12 protein-coding genes are annotated in these 14,561 nt (G+C 43.7%); 7 read left to right on the forward strand and 5 right to left on the reverse strand.

Annotation, left to right across the window (positions count from 1 at the left end; translation table 11 throughout):
• Positions 1-87: 87 nt before the first annotated feature.
• On the reverse strand, positions 88-2,688 hold the full coding sequence (acnB, locus tag RT143_RS01035) for a bifunctional aconitate hydratase 2/2-methylisocitrate dehydratase (RefSeq protein WP_313090544.1): 2,601 nt from the start codon (positions 2,686-2,688) through the stop codon (positions 88-90).
• Between the two features lie 390 nt (positions 2,689-3,078).
• Here acnB and lipA point away from each other — a divergent pair, with 390 nt between their 5' ends.
• From lipA to RT143_RS01060, 5 genes are all read left to right on the forward strand, one after another.
• Entirely contained in the window at positions 3,079-4,152 is a 1,074-nt protein-coding gene (gene lipA / locus RT143_RS01040; RefSeq protein ID WP_313090547.1) for a lipoyl synthase, read from the forward strand.
• Between the two features lie 88 nt (positions 4,153-4,240).
• Complete coding sequence (locus tag RT143_RS01045; RefSeq protein WP_313090548.1) at positions 4,241-5,128, forward strand: alpha/beta fold hydrolase; 888 nt, start codon at positions 4,241-4,243, stop codon at positions 5,126-5,128.
• A gap of 197 nt (positions 5,129-5,325) precedes the next feature.
• Entirely contained in the window at positions 5,326-5,760 is a 435-nt protein-coding gene (locus RT143_RS01050) for an RNA-binding S4 domain-containing protein (protein WP_036598052.1), read from the forward strand.
• A 125-nt stretch (positions 5,761-5,885) separates the two neighbouring features.
• On the forward strand, positions 5,886-6,995 hold the full coding sequence (murB, locus tag RT143_RS01055) for a UDP-N-acetylmuramate dehydrogenase (RefSeq protein WP_313090550.1): 1,110 nt from the start codon (positions 5,886-5,888) through the stop codon (positions 6,993-6,995).
• On the forward strand, positions 6,970-7,647 hold the full coding sequence (locus RT143_RS01060) for a YdcF family protein (RefSeq protein WP_313090552.1): 678 nt from the start codon (positions 6,970-6,972) through the stop codon (positions 7,645-7,647). Before murB ends, RT143_RS01060 begins: the two co-directional genes overlap by 26 nt.
• Position 7,648: 1 nt before the next feature.
• Here RT143_RS01060 and RT143_RS01065 read toward each other — a convergent pair whose 3' ends face one another.
• The gene (locus RT143_RS01065) at positions 7,649-7,969 is read right to left on the reverse strand and encodes a rhodanese-like domain-containing protein (RefSeq protein ID WP_313090554.1); all 321 of its coding nucleotides are present in this window, start codon (positions 7,967-7,969) and stop codon (positions 7,649-7,651) included.
• A gap of 299 nt (positions 7,970-8,268) precedes the next feature.
• Between RT143_RS01065 and ccoS the strand changes: the two genes are divergently transcribed.
• Together ccoS and RT143_RS01075 are read left to right on the forward strand one after the other, a co-directional pair.
• Positions 8,269-8,499, forward strand: a complete 231-nt coding sequence (gene ccoS, locus RT143_RS01070) for a cbb3-type cytochrome oxidase assembly protein CcoS (protein ID WP_007117308.1) — start codon at positions 8,269-8,271, stop codon at positions 8,497-8,499.
• Positions 8,500-8,588: 89 nt separating this feature from the next.
• Positions 8,589-9,506 carry a sulfite exporter TauE/SafE family protein gene (locus RT143_RS01075; RefSeq protein WP_313090557.1) on the forward strand — a complete coding sequence of 306 codons (918 nt, stop codon included), beginning with the start codon at positions 8,589-8,591 and terminating at the stop codon, positions 9,504-9,506.
• A 408-nt stretch (positions 9,507-9,914) separates the two neighbouring features.
• Here RT143_RS01075 and RT143_RS01080 read toward each other — a convergent pair whose 3' ends face one another.
• The 3 genes from RT143_RS01080 to rraA form a co-directional block, all read right to left on the reverse strand.
• Positions 9,915-10,118, reverse strand: a complete 204-nt coding sequence (locus RT143_RS01080; protein WP_313090558.1) for a hypothetical protein — start codon at positions 10,116-10,118, stop codon at positions 9,915-9,917.
• Between the two features lie 69 nt (positions 10,119-10,187).
• A complete protein-coding gene (gene mfd, locus RT143_RS01085; protein ID WP_313090560.1) occupies positions 10,188-13,790 on the reverse strand; it encodes a transcription-repair coupling factor in 3,603 nt (1,200 codons plus the stop codon).
• A 224-nt stretch (positions 13,791-14,014) separates the two neighbouring features.
• Complete coding sequence (gene rraA / locus RT143_RS01090; RefSeq protein ID WP_313090657.1) at positions 14,015-14,533, reverse strand: ribonuclease E activity regulator RraA; 519 nt, start codon at positions 14,531-14,533, stop codon at positions 14,015-14,017.
• Positions 14,534-14,561 lie beyond the last annotated feature (28 nt).

The following is a 14,561-nucleotide window of genomic DNA, read 5'->3' on the forward strand; positions in this document are numbered from 1 at the left end:
GCAAAACCCTGCTATATTGCAGGGTCTTACTTTATTGTTATCCTATTTAATTAAAATTAGATGAGTCTAACTTTAATCTAACGATTGTTAGGTAAGCTGTGCTACGTTAATTTTATTTGCTTCTTCAGTATATTCGCTCATACGGTCGAAGTTTAAGTATTTGTAGATATCGGCTGACATGCTGTTGAGCTTACCAGCATATTGTTGATATTCTTCGTTGGTAGGTAGTTTACCAAGTACCGCAGCCACCGACGCCAACTCGGCAGAAGCCAAGTACACGTTGGCACCTTGACCTAAACGGTTCGGGAAGTTACGGGTCGAAGTTGATACAGCCGTTGATTTTGGTGCGATACGCGCTTGGTTACCCATACACAGTGAACAACCTGGCATTTCAGTCCGTGCGCCCGCTTGTGCATAGACATTGTATAGACCTTCATCCATCAATTGGCGTGCATCCATTTTAGTGGGTGGTGCAATCCATAGACGTGTGCTTAAGCTACCCGCAGGTACTTCTTTGAGCAACGCGCCCGCTGCACGGAAGTGACCGATGTTGGTCATACATGAACCGATGAATACTTCATCAATCTTGTCGCCGGCAACGTCAGCCAAAGTTTTGGCGTCATCTGGGTCGTTTGGACAGCAAAGAATCGGTTCTTTGATGGCGCTCATATCGATAGTAATGTCAGCGGCATATTCTGCATCTGCATCAGCGCGTAATAACGTTGGGTTGGCAAGCCAGCTTTCCATACCTTTGATACGGCGTGCAATGGTACGGGCATCGCCATAACCTTCAGAAATCATCCATTTGAGTAGGGTGATGTTTGACGTTAGGTATTCTTTTACTGACTCTTCAGACAAGGTAATAGTACAACCTGCGGCTGAACGTTCGGCAGAGGCATCTGACAATTCGAATGCTTGTTCAACGGTTAAGTCTTCTAAACCTTCGATTTCTAGGATACGGCCGTTAAATACGTTTTTCTTACCGGCTTTCTCAACGGTCAATAAACCTTCTTTGATAGCTTGGTAAGGAATCGCATGTACCAAGTCACGCAAGGTGATACCAGGCTGCATTTCACCGACAAAACGTACACGAACTGATTCTGGCATATCTAATGGCATTACACCGGTCGCTGCAGCAAACGCCACTAGACCTGAACCTGCTGGGAATGAAATACCCATTGGGAAGCGGGTATGTGAGTCACCACCTGTACCAACAGTATCAGGCAATAGCATACGGTTTAACCAAGAGTGAATAATACCATCACCTGGACGTAATGATACACCGCCGCGGTTCATGATGAAGTCAGGGAGTGTGTGCTGAGTTTCTACATCGATTGGTTTTGGATACGCTGCCGTATGACAGAATGATTGCATGACCAAATCTGCAGAGAAGCCTAAACAAGCCAAGTCTTTTAATTCGTCACGGGTCATAGGACCTGTGGTATCTTGCGAACCTACGGTGGTCATTTTTGGCTCACAGTAGGCACCCGGACGAATACCTTCAACGCCACAAGCTTTACCGACCATTTTTTGCGCTAAAGTATAGCCTTTACCAGTGTCTGCAGGTTGTTCTGGTTTTGCAAAAATGTCAGACGCGCCCAAACCTAGATATTCACGGGCTTTGTTGGTCAAGCCACGACCTACAATCAATGGAATACGACCACCGGCACGCACTTCATCGAGGAGCGTTGGTGATTTTAATTCAAAAGTTGCAAGCACTTCGTCAGAATCATGTTTGGTGATTTTGCCGTCATGTGGGTAGATATCAAATACATCACCCATGTTAAGTTTGCTAACATCCACTTCGATAGGTAATGAGCCCGCATCTTCCATGGTGTTGAAGAAAATCGGTGCGATTTTACCACCCAATACCAGACCGCCGGCACGTTTGTTTGGCACGCCTTGGATATCATCACCCATTAACCATAACACTGAGTTGGTCGCTGATTTACGGCTTGAACCTGTACCGACCACATCACCCACATATGCCAATGGAATACCGTCTTTTTTCATCTCTTCGATTTGTTTCATCGGACCAATCACGCCGTCTTGGTCTGGCACAATGCCTTCACGCGCATTTTTTAGCATGGCTAATGCGTGCAGCGGGATGTCTGGACGTGACCATGCATCTTGTGCAGGTGACAAATCATCGGTATTGGTTTCACCGGTGACTTTGAAGGTTTTGTAAGTGGCTTTCTTTGGCACTTCTGGACGGCTGGTGAACCATTCGGCGTTTGCCCAAGATTGTAACACTTCTTTGGCCACTTCATTACCCGCTTCCGCTTTTTCAGTGACATCATTAAAGGCATCAAATACCAGTAAGGTTTTTTTCAGCGCGTCGCCCGCAGCTTTCGCCAATTCTTTATCATCTAATGCTTGAATTAATGGTTCAACGTTGTAACCACCTTGCATATGACCCAGTAACTCAATCGCTTTTAGTTTTGAAATCAGGGGAGAAGTGGTTTCACCTTTAACGATGGCCGCTAGAAATGCCGCTTTAACATACGCTGCTTGGTCAACCCCAGGTGGAATACGGTTTTCTAATAAGTCTACAAGTGTTTCTTCTTCACCCGTTGGTGGATTTTTTAATAGTTCAACCAAATCAGCCGTTTGCTGTTCGTTAAGTGGCTGTGGCACAATACCCTGTGCCGCACGATTTTCGACGTGTTTACGATAGTTCTCTAGCATGAATCGTCCTCATAGTCATGTAAGATTATTGTGTTAACCATGCGTCTGCAAGCCCTCTTCACAACACAGTTGAATTTTGAAATGGCTACTAGCCAGCATGGCTTTGGCTAAAAAATTTAACCCTTCTAATATACTTGAAATGTGATGAAATGTTAATGAGAAAATACGTTTTTGTTAACATAGCCATTATTTTTTAAAAAAATAGCCCAATAATTTTTAATAAATGCGTTTTAGCCAATTGTCGCTTTTTTTACTGTGATGAAAAATAACTTTGGCTCTGTACTTTAAACAACAAAGCTTATCCCAAAATAGTTTAAATTCGTCAGCATAGATTTCTGTTATAATAACCCCCTAAAATCTGCTAAATGAATTCAAGGATTAATCATAGCAATGACCGACACTGTACAAACTTTTGCCCCTTCAACGCCGCACACCGATAGACCCATCGTTCGTGACAAACCCAAACGTCCTGAAGTGGGTGAAAAACTACGTGGCCATGATAAAGTTGCCCGTATTCCGATTAAAATCATTCCAACGGTAGAAACCCCAAAAAAACCTGACTGGATTCGCGTCAAACTGTCATCGCCGAGTGAAGTGGCGCGCATTAAGTCAACCTTACGTGAACAAAAGCTGTATACGGTGTGTGAAGAAGCGGCTTGCCCTAACCTTCCCCAATGTTTTGGTGATGGCACCGCGACCTTTATGATTATGGGAGATATTTGTACCCGTCGCTGCCCATTTTGCGATGTGGCGCATGGTCGCCCCAATGCGCTCGATGAGCTTGAGCCGATTCACACCGCTGAGACCATTGCCGGTCTAGGATTAAAATATGCGGTGATTACCTCAGTTGACCGAGATGATTTGCGTGATGGCGGCGCTCAGCATTTTGCCAATGTCATTAAAGAATCTCGTCAGTTAAGCCCTAATTGCTTGATTGAGATTTTAGTCCCTGACTTTCGTGGTCGTGAACAAGTGGCACTTGATATTTTGAGTGACACAGCGCCTGACGTATTTAACCACAATATCGAAACCGTGCCACGTTTGTATAAAGCGTTTCGCCCGGGGTCGGATTATCAGCATTCATTACAGCTGTTAAAAGATTACAAAGCGCGTCGCCCTGATATCGTCACCAAATGTGGTTTTATGGTGGGTCTTGGCGAGACCGAAGAAGAGGTTTATGCCTTGCTTGATGATTTAAAGGCGCATGATGTTGATTTAATTACCATCGGTCAATATTTGCAGCCAAGCAAATCGCACGCCCCAGTTGATAGATTTGTGCATCCTGATGAATTCGACCGTTATACTGCACATGGTAAAAAATTGGGCTTTGCAAATATTTGGGCAGGTCCGATGGTGCGCTCAAGCTATTTTGCCGATCGTCAATACTATGGTGAGCCTTGCCCGCGCCCTACCCGTGGTGCCAATCCATTATCAGAAGCGGATATGAAAAAATCAGGCTGTTGATTTGTAAATTTGTGCGTTGATTTAAAGCCGTCATTAGACGGCTTTTTTATGCTACCCTAATTATAAAATAACTCACAGGAAATTTGCGATGAATAACAACTACACATTCTATTTGCCTAAGGTGACGCCCGTTGTTACGTTACTAATCGTGCATGGCATGGCAGAACACCAAGGGCGCTACCAACCTTTTGCGCAATTTTTGGCAAATCATGCTATTGCGGTGTTAACGTTTGACCATTTAGGTCATGGACAGCAAGCCTATGACAATGGTTGCTTAGGCTATATGGGTAACCCCAATCCTGCTGAGTTGATGATTGATAATGTGATGGCGCATGCAGAGTTAATCGCTGAAAAATATCCTGATATCCCCCATTTTATCTTGGGTCACAGTATGGGGTCATTTATCGTTCGCTGTATTTTGCAGCGCTATGGTGAGCGATTTGCGGGCGCAGTAATTATGGGTACCTCCGATTTTAATCCTTTGGCAAACTTGTTTGTGCCTGTAACCAAAAACCTTAATCACTTTACCACGCGCCGCACCAATCCGGTATTGGATAAAATTTTAAACCAATTTAATAACCTACCCTTTAGAAAAGAACCCGATTTACAAGGGTTTAATTGGTTGAATTCAGATCCCAAGCAAGTAAAAGCCTACCTTGATGATAAGCTTTGCGGCTTTCAGTTTACCAACAATGGCTATTTTGCGCTTATGTCGTTGATGCAAACAGGCACCAATAAGCATTGGTATCAACAAGTACCCCGACAGTTACCGCTACTATTTGTCAGCGGAAAGGAGGACCCCGTTGGGCAAATGGGAAAAGGCATTCCGCGTATTGTCAAACGTTTGCAAAAAAATAATTTTGCCTCGGTGAGCGTGCAGCAATATGCAACGATGCGTCACGAAATTTTGCTAGAGTCTAATCACCAACAAGTGTATGACGATATTTTGACTTGGCTCACTCACCATATCAATTAGCCTAAAAAACCCTGAGTCTTACTAATGAGTGTGACTGTTCAGTGTTTAAGCAGTGTTTTATAACTGTCATGATGAATAGACTATTAGCCTTGTTTTGACACGCCCGTTGCTTGTTAGAAATATCGATGTGATGTATTGAAAGATTTGAAAAAACAACCATTTAATCTAAAGTTATTCATGGAGTTAAGTTATAGGAAATGTCATTGAGTACAACTGATAAAATTAAAGTGCGTTTAGATAAATGGCTATGGGCAGCAAGGTTTTATAAAACTCGCACCCTAGCCAAGGAAGCGATTGAATCGGGACGGGTCCACCATTTTGGCAATCGCGTCAAGGTCAGTAAAGAAATAGCGGTGGGTGATGAATTGACGATTCGCCAAGGGTCAGCCAATCATTACACCCAAAAGACGGTCAAGGTGCTGGCGCTGTCTGAAGTGCGCGGCAATGCCACAGCCGCCAGTGTGCTTTATCAAGAGACCGATGCCAGTATCAGCCAACGAGAATTTTTCACCGAACAGAAAAAACTTGCTAATCTTGCCCGCCCCGATCATCGCCCAAATAAAAAACAGCGTCGTCAGCTGAGCCGTTTTAGGGATATTAACCATTTTGGCAGTGATGAAGAAGGTTTTTAATTGCTTGTCATGGGGTCATAAAAATCCCGATTTTCCCTGTCATATTTCGTTATAATAAGCACTTTATCATTGCACTAGTCATTGCACTGGCGATGAGCAACTCTGCCGATTATTAACGATATTTTATGACCAATTTTTTTGAACCTAACCCTGTGCAGGCTAATGCTAGCTATGTGGATATTAGCGCATACAATACTATGGCATTAGCCTGCCAAGCCAAACAATTCATTCGCCTAACTGACCTGTCTGATATTGAGCCGACTTTTAAGCAACTGGCAGCCCATCAACAAGCGTTTGTTGTGCTATCCAATGGCAGTAATATCATTTTGCCCGAAGTGTTGGACGCGGTTGTCGTGTCACCCAGTCTTAAAGGTAAAACTATCCTGTCTGAAGATAGCCAAACGATAACCTTTGAGGTGATGGCTGGCGAGGATTGGCATACGCTAGTGGTAGACACAGTCCATCAAGGTTGGTATGGACTGGAAAATTTGGCGTTAATCCCAAGCTGGGTCGGTGGTAGTCCCGTGCAAAACATCGGCGCATACGGGGTACAAGCTGAAGATGTGATAGACAGTGTAAAAGCGTTTCATATACCGAGTTTAACATGGCATCATCTAAGCAACGCTGATTGCCAGTTCAGCTACCGTGACAGCCTGTTTAAACAGCAAGCGGGACAGTGGCTTATTACTAGCGTGATTTTTACCCTCAGTAAAATCGCCAAACCCAATACCCAGTATGGGGATGTGGCAAAAGTTGCACAGCACTACGCGAGCCAAGCAGGTCGCGATGAAGTCACACCCGTGGATACTATGAATGCCATCATCGACATTCGTCAAAGTAAACTGCCCGATACCAATGACTTGCCCAATTGTGGCAGCTTTTTTAAAAACCCCATCGTTGCCAAATCTCAAGTTGACCAGTTACTGCAGAGCTACCCCAATCTGGTGCATTATCCTGTCAAAGATGCTCAAGGCAATTTGACTGATTACTGTAAAGTTGCAGCGGGCTGGCTTATTGACCAATCAGGGCTTAAAGGTAAAGGCATTGCACCGATTTTAACGCATGTAAAACAAGCCCTAGTATTGACTAACCATGCGCCAAAAGTTGCGACGCAACGTGATGTTGCTAAAAGTATGCAATTTATACAAGACACTGTACTTAAGAAATTTGGGATAAAATTGGAAGCTGAACCGGTTTGGATTGAATCTGATGGTAGCATTCGCCAAGCTCATTAATTACCTTGAGCGATTTTTTTCAACCATCAAACGGATTTTGACTATTGTTGTATTGGCGGGGTGTTTAATCACACTCAGTTTTTTTACACCCCTATTTTCTACCATCGTATTGTTTATCTTAGATTGCTATCGCCTGCCAGAATCGGCGGTAAGTGTCAATCCTGCAACGGCGATTGTGGTATTAGGTGGCGGATTAACTAATAATCAGCAAAATGAAATTGTGATTAACCAATTTACCGAAAGTCGATTGATTAAAGCCAGCCAAGTGTATCAGCAGACTGGCTTACCCATCATCGTCAGTGGTAAGGAGGCGCCATGGATGGCAAAATGGCTACAAAAAAAAGGCATTATGTGGGTCGTGGCAGAAAAAAACAGCTTTAACACCTGTCAAAATGCAAAATATACCGCAGAAATGGTCAATGTTAAACAGGTAATTTTGGTAACCGATGCGTATCACATGAACCGCTCAAGACGGCAGTTTGCCATCAATGGCGTGGCTACTATTCCAAGTATCGCCCCATTACCAAAGGCAAATGATTGGCAGCATTTTGATCAGAACCTGCAGCATTCAAGACGTGCCTTATATGAATTGTTAGCATTCGCTCGCGATCTTGTAAAACCCCAATACGATTGCCAACCAACCAATAAATAACTTATTTTTGAATCTCTACATTGGTGTAGCCAGCTGATTGCAAAGCAGATTTGGCTTGTTGGGCACGACCGCCACCACGGCTATACACTTTAATGGTATCTGATTTTGCAATACCTTGCGCCATTATTTTGGTCAGTAATTCACTGTGTGGAATATTAATAGCACCTGCGGGATGATTCACAGAATACTCTTCTGGGGTACGTACATCAATGACCACTGTCGCAGCGTTTGCTGTTGGCATCAATAATGCGCCCACCATAACAGCCGCGCCTAAGGCAAGCAATTGTTTCTTTGAAAGCTTAAAGATTTTAGGCATCAACATCATAATTTCCTTGTAGAATTTTGAGTTTTAAAACCAAGTTAAACCTCAATGTTTAACCCACTATGATTATAGCATTCATTGTTCGCACTCAAATCACTGAGTTGCTTTGATTTGCAACCCATGTGTTTGTTTTGTAAGCATACATTCGGCTACTGGATGACTCTTTGATTACTCATGAATTACTCATGAATTACTCAAGCCACGCTGCGACATTTTGCCGCATTTATTTATGGCAAAATAAGCGTATAATAGTTTTTTTAACTTAATTCGTTTGTTACGCCAAGTAATGGGGATGCACGATGCAAAGCATGTATTTTTTGATTCCTATTAGTCTAGTGCTATTTGTATTGGGTATTTTTGCAATTTATTACGCCATCAAATCACGCCAATTTGACGATTTGGACAATGAATCTCAGCGGGTCATTTTGGATGACAGACAATTTCGCCGCGAACAATTGGGGCAAAATCCCGCCAAGCCTTCATCTTCTCACCCCCCAAAAATACAAGACCCTACTGACGAGCAAAAATAACGCGTTAGTGTTATCTTTCTTCCTGCTGATTTCTTTCTATTGATTTATTTACGTTTTTCAAAAATTTTTAGACTTTTTTGGAGCATTTTATGACATGGGCATTATTTTTGGCAGCGTTTAGCATGGGGCTGTTTGGCTCACCGCACTGTCTGGGTATGTGCGGTGGCATTGTGACGGCGTTTGGGCTGTCTATGCAGCATGTATCTGATAGCAAAAAAAATGGCTTGATTTTGACGTATCATTTGGGACGCCTCATCAGTTATTCATTGCTTGGATTGATTGCCAGTCTTGTTGGGGTGGCAATCTTTCAGTCTATTATGAGCAATAGTGCGCCAAGAATAGTACTGGGTGCGGTATTGGTGTTGATTGGGCTTGCGATGCTTGGGTTACCGCTGTTTAATCAGTTAGAAAAGTTCGGGATGCGCTTTTGGCAATCGCTTGCCCCGCTACGCAAAAAAGTGTTTCCGATTGATAGCTTTGGTAAAGCTTTGTTTGCTGGCCTGCTTTGGGGGTTTTTGCCGTGTGGATTGGTGTATGGTGCGCTCATGATGGCGATTGCTGGCAATAACATCGCTACAGGGGCGGCTCTGATGTTTGTATTTGGACTGGGTACGATGCCGATGTTGATTGCCACGCAAAAAACTGTGGGGATGTTACAGTCAAGTATTAAAAATTTTCGTCTTCGCCAAATTAATGGGGTGATTATGATGTTGTCTGGGCTTGCGGTGATTTTTATTCCGATGATGATGCACCATAATCATAACCATGGTACACACAGTCATGCCAGTCATACCATGAATGAGACGAGTATGCACCATGATATGTCGACAATGAATCATTCTGCGTCTAATCTTGCTTCTATGACAGCTTCGACTACCATGCCGACTAGTATGCCTATGAACCTTAATATGAGCCATAACATGAATCACGACATGCATAATATGCAGGATATGAAAGATAAGCACCATGAGATGGCGATGCCTGCCAGTACCAGTCATAATCACTAGTCAGTAATCATTCATTTATATTGCCCAAAAAAAACAAACCTCTTAATCGGTATATTAAGAGGTTATCAGTTGCGAATTTTTATGTTTTACGCTTAACTTGCAGTTTACATTTCTACCGCATCATCGCCTTCGTCAAGATAGATGATATCGGTTTCATATTCAAACGCTTCATTTAACATATCTAACATTTTTTACTCCTATCCTTCTTTATCCAATATCCCATAGTGGTGGATTTTTTATTAATTTTAAGGCTTTTGCCATTTTTTAGTTGTTTACTTACTATTTTACGTTATCAATGCAACTTCATAACGTCATGATATTTAACGTGAGTTTGATGACAGTAACATGAAATTCCTGTAACAGGAATATGAATTTACAAAAAATTACTTTTATTGAAGAATACTCCCTCTACCATGAAGGTTTGTCGGTGTCGTAAGTAGTTTTAGGCACGCTTTTGAGTCGTTGTTGCTGTTCGTCATAGGCTTGTTTTTGGACGCGGTAAATTTCATACACGCACAATTCTTCGCAGCTGTTGTTGCAACATTCCCAGTCTTCGGGATAGGTAGGTTCTTCAATTAGGCGTTCGCCATTAGGTAATTGATTTTCCATCATTTTCTAAATCTTCTTTTTCGCTATAACACGCTTATGATGAGCCAATAATTATTTATTATCAGGTCATCATCACGCTTTTAAAGATAATTTCTCTATGAGATTCTTCACCGCGTCAATCCGCCCTTCTGGTGTGGCAAGGGCTTTGTCATCCATCATTTTTAGCCCTGTCGCGCCATTCATTTTAAATTTTTTCGGATTCGACTGAATAAGCCCAATAATGGTAATGGCTTCCACAGGGGTGCTGGGTGAAAACTCAAAGGTGACTTGCCGCTCATTGCCATCAATCTTACTTATCTCCAGCGCTTCAGCCATTAAACGGATTTGGTGAATGGCAAATAAATTTTTGGTCGGCTCCGGCAAACTGCCAAAACGGTCTAGCATTTCGCTGCGAATGCTAATTAGGCTGTCATAGTCTTCAGCATTGGCGATTTTTTTATAAAACAATAGCCGCTGATGCACATCACCCAGATAATCTTCAGGAATGAGTGCCGACAAATGCAGATTAATGTCACTGGTTAGCGATAATGGGGTGTTTAAATCAGGTTGTTTGCCTGCTTTGATGGCTTTGGTGGCACGGTTTAGCATATCCATATACAGGTTAAAACCAACCGCTTGCATATTGCCGCTTTGGTTTTTGCCCAGCAGCTCACCCGCCCCACGAATCTCAAGGTCTTCACTGGCAAGCATAAAGCCTGCCCCCAATGTGTTAGCACGGCTGATGGCATCAAGCCGCTTTTGGGCGTCGCTGGTCAAGCCTTTAATAGACGGCACAAGCAGATAACAATAGGCTTGGTGGTGACTACGCCCGACTCGACCGCGCAGTTGGTGAAGCTGGGCTAGCCCGAATTTATCGGCACGGTTGATGATAATGGTGTTGGCATTGGGGATATCAATGCCCGTTTCGATAATAGTAGTACACACCAGCACATTGTGTCTTTTGTGGTAAAACGATTGCATGATTTGCTCAAGCTCTCGTTCTTTCATCTGACCGTGAGCCACTGCCACCCGAGATTCGGGCACAAGCTCTCGCACGGTTTCTGCCATGCGCTCAATGCTCGCCACATCGTTATGCAGTAAAAACACCTGTCCGCCACGTAATAATTCACGCAAAATCGCTTCTTTGAGTAAGTTATCAGACTTTTGCATAACAAAGGTTTTAATTGCCAACCGCCTTGCCGGGGGCGTGGCGATAATCGACATGTTTCGCATACCCGATAACGCCATGTTCAGCGTGCGCGGAATGGGTGTTGCGGTCATCGATAGTACGTCAACATCCGATTGCATGGCTTTGATACGCTCTTTATCTCGGACGCCAAAACGGTGCTCTTCATCGACAATCATCAGACCTAAGTTGGCAAACTTGACATCTTCTTGCAAAATACGGTGGGTACCGATGACGATATCCACTTGCCCATTTGCCAAATCTGCTAAAATTTTGTCGTGTTGTTTTTTGGTGCCAAACCGAGAAAGCGACTCAATACGAATGGGCCAATCAGCAAATCGATCCAAAAAGTTGTCTTCGTGTTGCCCAGCAAGCAGCGTCGTCGGTACTAGCACTGCCACTTGATACCCTGCTTGCACCGCAATAAAAGCGGCACGCATTGCCACTTCAGTTTTACCAAAACCGACATCACCGCACACCAGCCTATCCATGGGTTTATTTTGCTTCATATCAAACTTAACCGCTTCAATGGCATTGGCTTGGTCGGGCGTTTCTTCAAACGCAAATTGACTGGCAAATAAGTCATATTGGATTTGGTCAATTGGGAAGTTAATGCCCACTTTGGCATCACGGCGGGCTTGCACGTTGAGCAGTTCCGCCGCCACATCATGAATTTGGCTGAGTGCCTTGGCTTTGGCTTTATCCCATTTACCGCTACCTATGGTATGAAGCGGTGCTGTTGCTGAGTCGCCACCCGCATAACGGCTGATAAGCTGCAGATTCGCCACAGGCACATACACACTGGCATCATCTGCATAGGTAAGATGGATGAACTCTTGCAGTTGTCTATCAATCTCTAGGGTAATCAAGCCTTGATAACGCCCAATGCCAAAATCAATATGCACCACAGGGTCGCCGATATTAAGCTCACTGACCGATTTAACCAAAAATTCATCAGACACATCGCTTTGGCGACGGCGGCGAGTCTGTAACACCTGCCGTCCAAACAACTGGGTTTCTGAGACAATCGCAAACTTATCGGGGAGTAACGCACCTCGTTCAATCGGTGCAATGGTCAAGGCAATCGTAGTGCTATGCGCCTCATCCATGTTTGCAAGAAAGTCGGTCAATCCTGAAACACTTTGTAAATTAAAGCGTTTTTGCAACAGCTCCGATAAAATCTCACGGCGACCCGCAGTTTCGGCGACCAATAATATCGGTTTAGCAAATTGCTTACGAAATGCCATCAGTCTTTGTAGTGGTTCAGCAAGTTTATGGTCAACGGTTAAATCAGGTGGTGTGTCAACCACAGCATTGATTGCCCCTGCTCTGGTGTCATCAATTGGCTGTTCGCTGGTGATAATGCGAGGATATTGGGCAATTTTTTCGTTAAAGATATGCGCTGCCAGATACAAATCTTGCGGTGCCACAATCGGTTTTTCGATATCGTGCCTGCGGTCATTGTAGCGAGTTTGGATTTGTTGCCAAAAATTTTGGTAAGCCGTCTCTATTTGATTATCGACGATAAACAAGCTATCTTTGGGCAAATAACTAAAAAAATCCGAGCCATTTTGCCAACTATCCGTGTCAAAAAATAATGGCTGATAATACTCCACCCCCGCGGGTGCAATACCGTTCATCACATCGTTAAACAGCTCAAAACGGCGGGCAGATGTGTTGGCAAAGGTGCGGGCAAAATTGGCGCGAAACGTTTCTTTACCTTCATCTAGGGGAAATTCTCGCGCGGGTAAAATCTGAAAACTGGTGATTTTACCGATGGTTTCACCCGATTTTTTTTGACTATTCATAAACTTGACATATTGATGGGGGTCACTGTCTTTTAATTCGTCCAAATCCGCTTGGGTCAAGCTACGCTGGGTTTGCGGGTTAAAAAAACGGATGCTCTCAATCTCATCATCAAATAAATCAATGCGGACTGGGAATGGCTGACCAATGGCAAACAAATCAATCACGCTTCCACGCACAGCAAATTCCCCAGGCTCAAAGACATTATCTACCGCATGATAGCCCGCGGTTGCCAGTTTTCGACGTTCGGTTGCCACATCAAAGGTGTCACCCACTGACAAATCAAAGTGTTGACCCAATAGCCATGATGCAGGAGCAACGCGGTGCATTAAGGTCTGCACCGAAATCAGTAAAATACCATCAGTTGGCATATGGGTAAGCAAATGAATCCGCTCAGAGACAATGTCATGGTGCGGTGACAACTCGTCATAGGTAAGCGTTTCCCAGTCGGGAAACACATGGGCATCGACCCCACTAAATGCCAACTCTGTTTCAAGCTGATTGAGCTGATTTTGGTCACGGGTCACGACGACTTTAAGTCGGTTTTGCTGACCGCTATCACTGGTGGTGAGGCTGGCAAGCCATAAGGCTTGGGTCATGCCTTGTAAATTGCCCAGCCATTTTTTGTCATGCTTAGCATTGTCAAACAGAGATTGGTTGAGGCGAAAGGAAAGATGAGACAGTGAGTGTGTAACATTCGTCATTGTTATCGGTCTTTTGGTTATAAGTCTTTTGAGTTAAAAAGGCGAAAAATAATGACGTTATTGTGGGGGTTTTTGAGGCTGATTTAAAGCAAAAAATCAGCCAAATTTAGCGGATGTTATATTAAATCTTGAAAGCTTTTAACGTGGGGTATTATCGATATAGCAAAGTTCATAAACCACTGCTAACCACGGCGATTTTAAACAGATTTTTCATTATCATGTCCCTAGTCGATTAGTGATTTTTGACTAAGAATGATACCGTTATTATCCGCATACACAAAGTCGCCATTATTTATCGTTATTCCGCCAAAATTGAGCGTCACACCCACATCGCCCATACCCTTGCGATTAGATTTGCGGGGAATAGCGCCGAGCGCTTGTACGCCAATTGGCATTTTGCCCATATCATCTACGTCTCGCACACAGCCATACACAATCACCCCAGCCCAGCCATTATCAACCGCATTTTGTGCAATCATATCACCCAGCAAAGCACAGCGCATTGACGCCCCACCGTCTACCACCAAAACTTTGCCATTACCTTTATCATCTTTGCCATGCGTGGCTAACAGCTCTTTAACCCGGCTATTGTCTTCAAAGCATTTGATGGTTACCACTTCACCGCCAAATTTTGTATTACCGCCATAACTAAAAAAGCGTTTGCCTTCCATGTTGGGTGCACAAACCTGACATTCTGGATTATCATCTAATAAATCGCAGGTAATAAAATTTTGTAACGTCATGTCGCTCATCATCGTTCCTTAAGTCAAT

Source organism: Moraxella sp. CTOTU48268 (assembly GCF_032069585.1).
GTDB lineage: Bacteria > Pseudomonadota > Gammaproteobacteria > Pseudomonadales > Moraxellaceae > Faucicola > Faucicola cinerea.

Bases quoted from the DNA above. Each gene is read 5' to 3' on its own strand.
- RT143_RS01075 (WP_313090557.1), top strand. From the start codon at position 8,589: ATGACATGGGCATTATTTTTGGCAGCGTTTAGCATGGGGCTGTTTGGC.
- RT143_RS01060 (WP_313090552.1), top strand. From the start codon at position 6,970: ATGGTAGCATTCGCCAAGCTCATTAATTACCTTGAGCGATTTTTTTCA.
- acnB (WP_313090544.1), bottom strand. From the start codon at position 2,688: ATGCTAGAGAACTATCGTAAACACGTCGAAAATCGTGCGGCACAGGGT.
- ccoS (WP_007117308.1), top strand. From the start codon at position 8,269: ATGCAAAGCATGTATTTTTTGATTCCTATTAGTCTAGTGCTATTTGTA.
- RT143_RS01050 (WP_036598052.1), top strand. From the start codon at position 5,326: ATGTCATTGAGTACAACTGATAAAATTAAAGTGCGTTTAGATAAATGG.
- lipA (WP_313090547.1), top strand. From the start codon at position 3,079: ATGACCGACACTGTACAAACTTTTGCCCCTTCAACGCCGCACACCGAT.
- RT143_RS01065 (WP_313090554.1), bottom strand. From the start codon at position 7,969: ATGTTGATGCCTAAAATCTTTAAGCTTTCAAAGAAACAATTGCTTGCC.
- murB (WP_313090550.1), top strand. From the start codon at position 5,886: ATGACCAATTTTTTTGAACCTAACCCTGTGCAGGCTAATGCTAGCTAT.
- rraA (WP_313090657.1), bottom strand. From the start codon at position 14,533: ATGACGTTACAAAATTTTATTACCTGCGATTTATTAGATGATAATCCA.
- mfd (WP_313090560.1), bottom strand. From the start codon at position 13,790: ATGACGAATGTTACACACTCACTGTCTCATCTTTCCTTTCGCCTCAAC.
- RT143_RS01045 (WP_313090548.1), top strand. From the start codon at position 4,241: ATGAATAACAACTACACATTCTATTTGCCTAAGGTGACGCCCGTTGTT.
- RT143_RS01080 (WP_313090558.1), bottom strand. From the start codon at position 10,118: ATGATGGAAAATCAATTACCTAATGGCGAACGCCTAATTGAAGAACCT.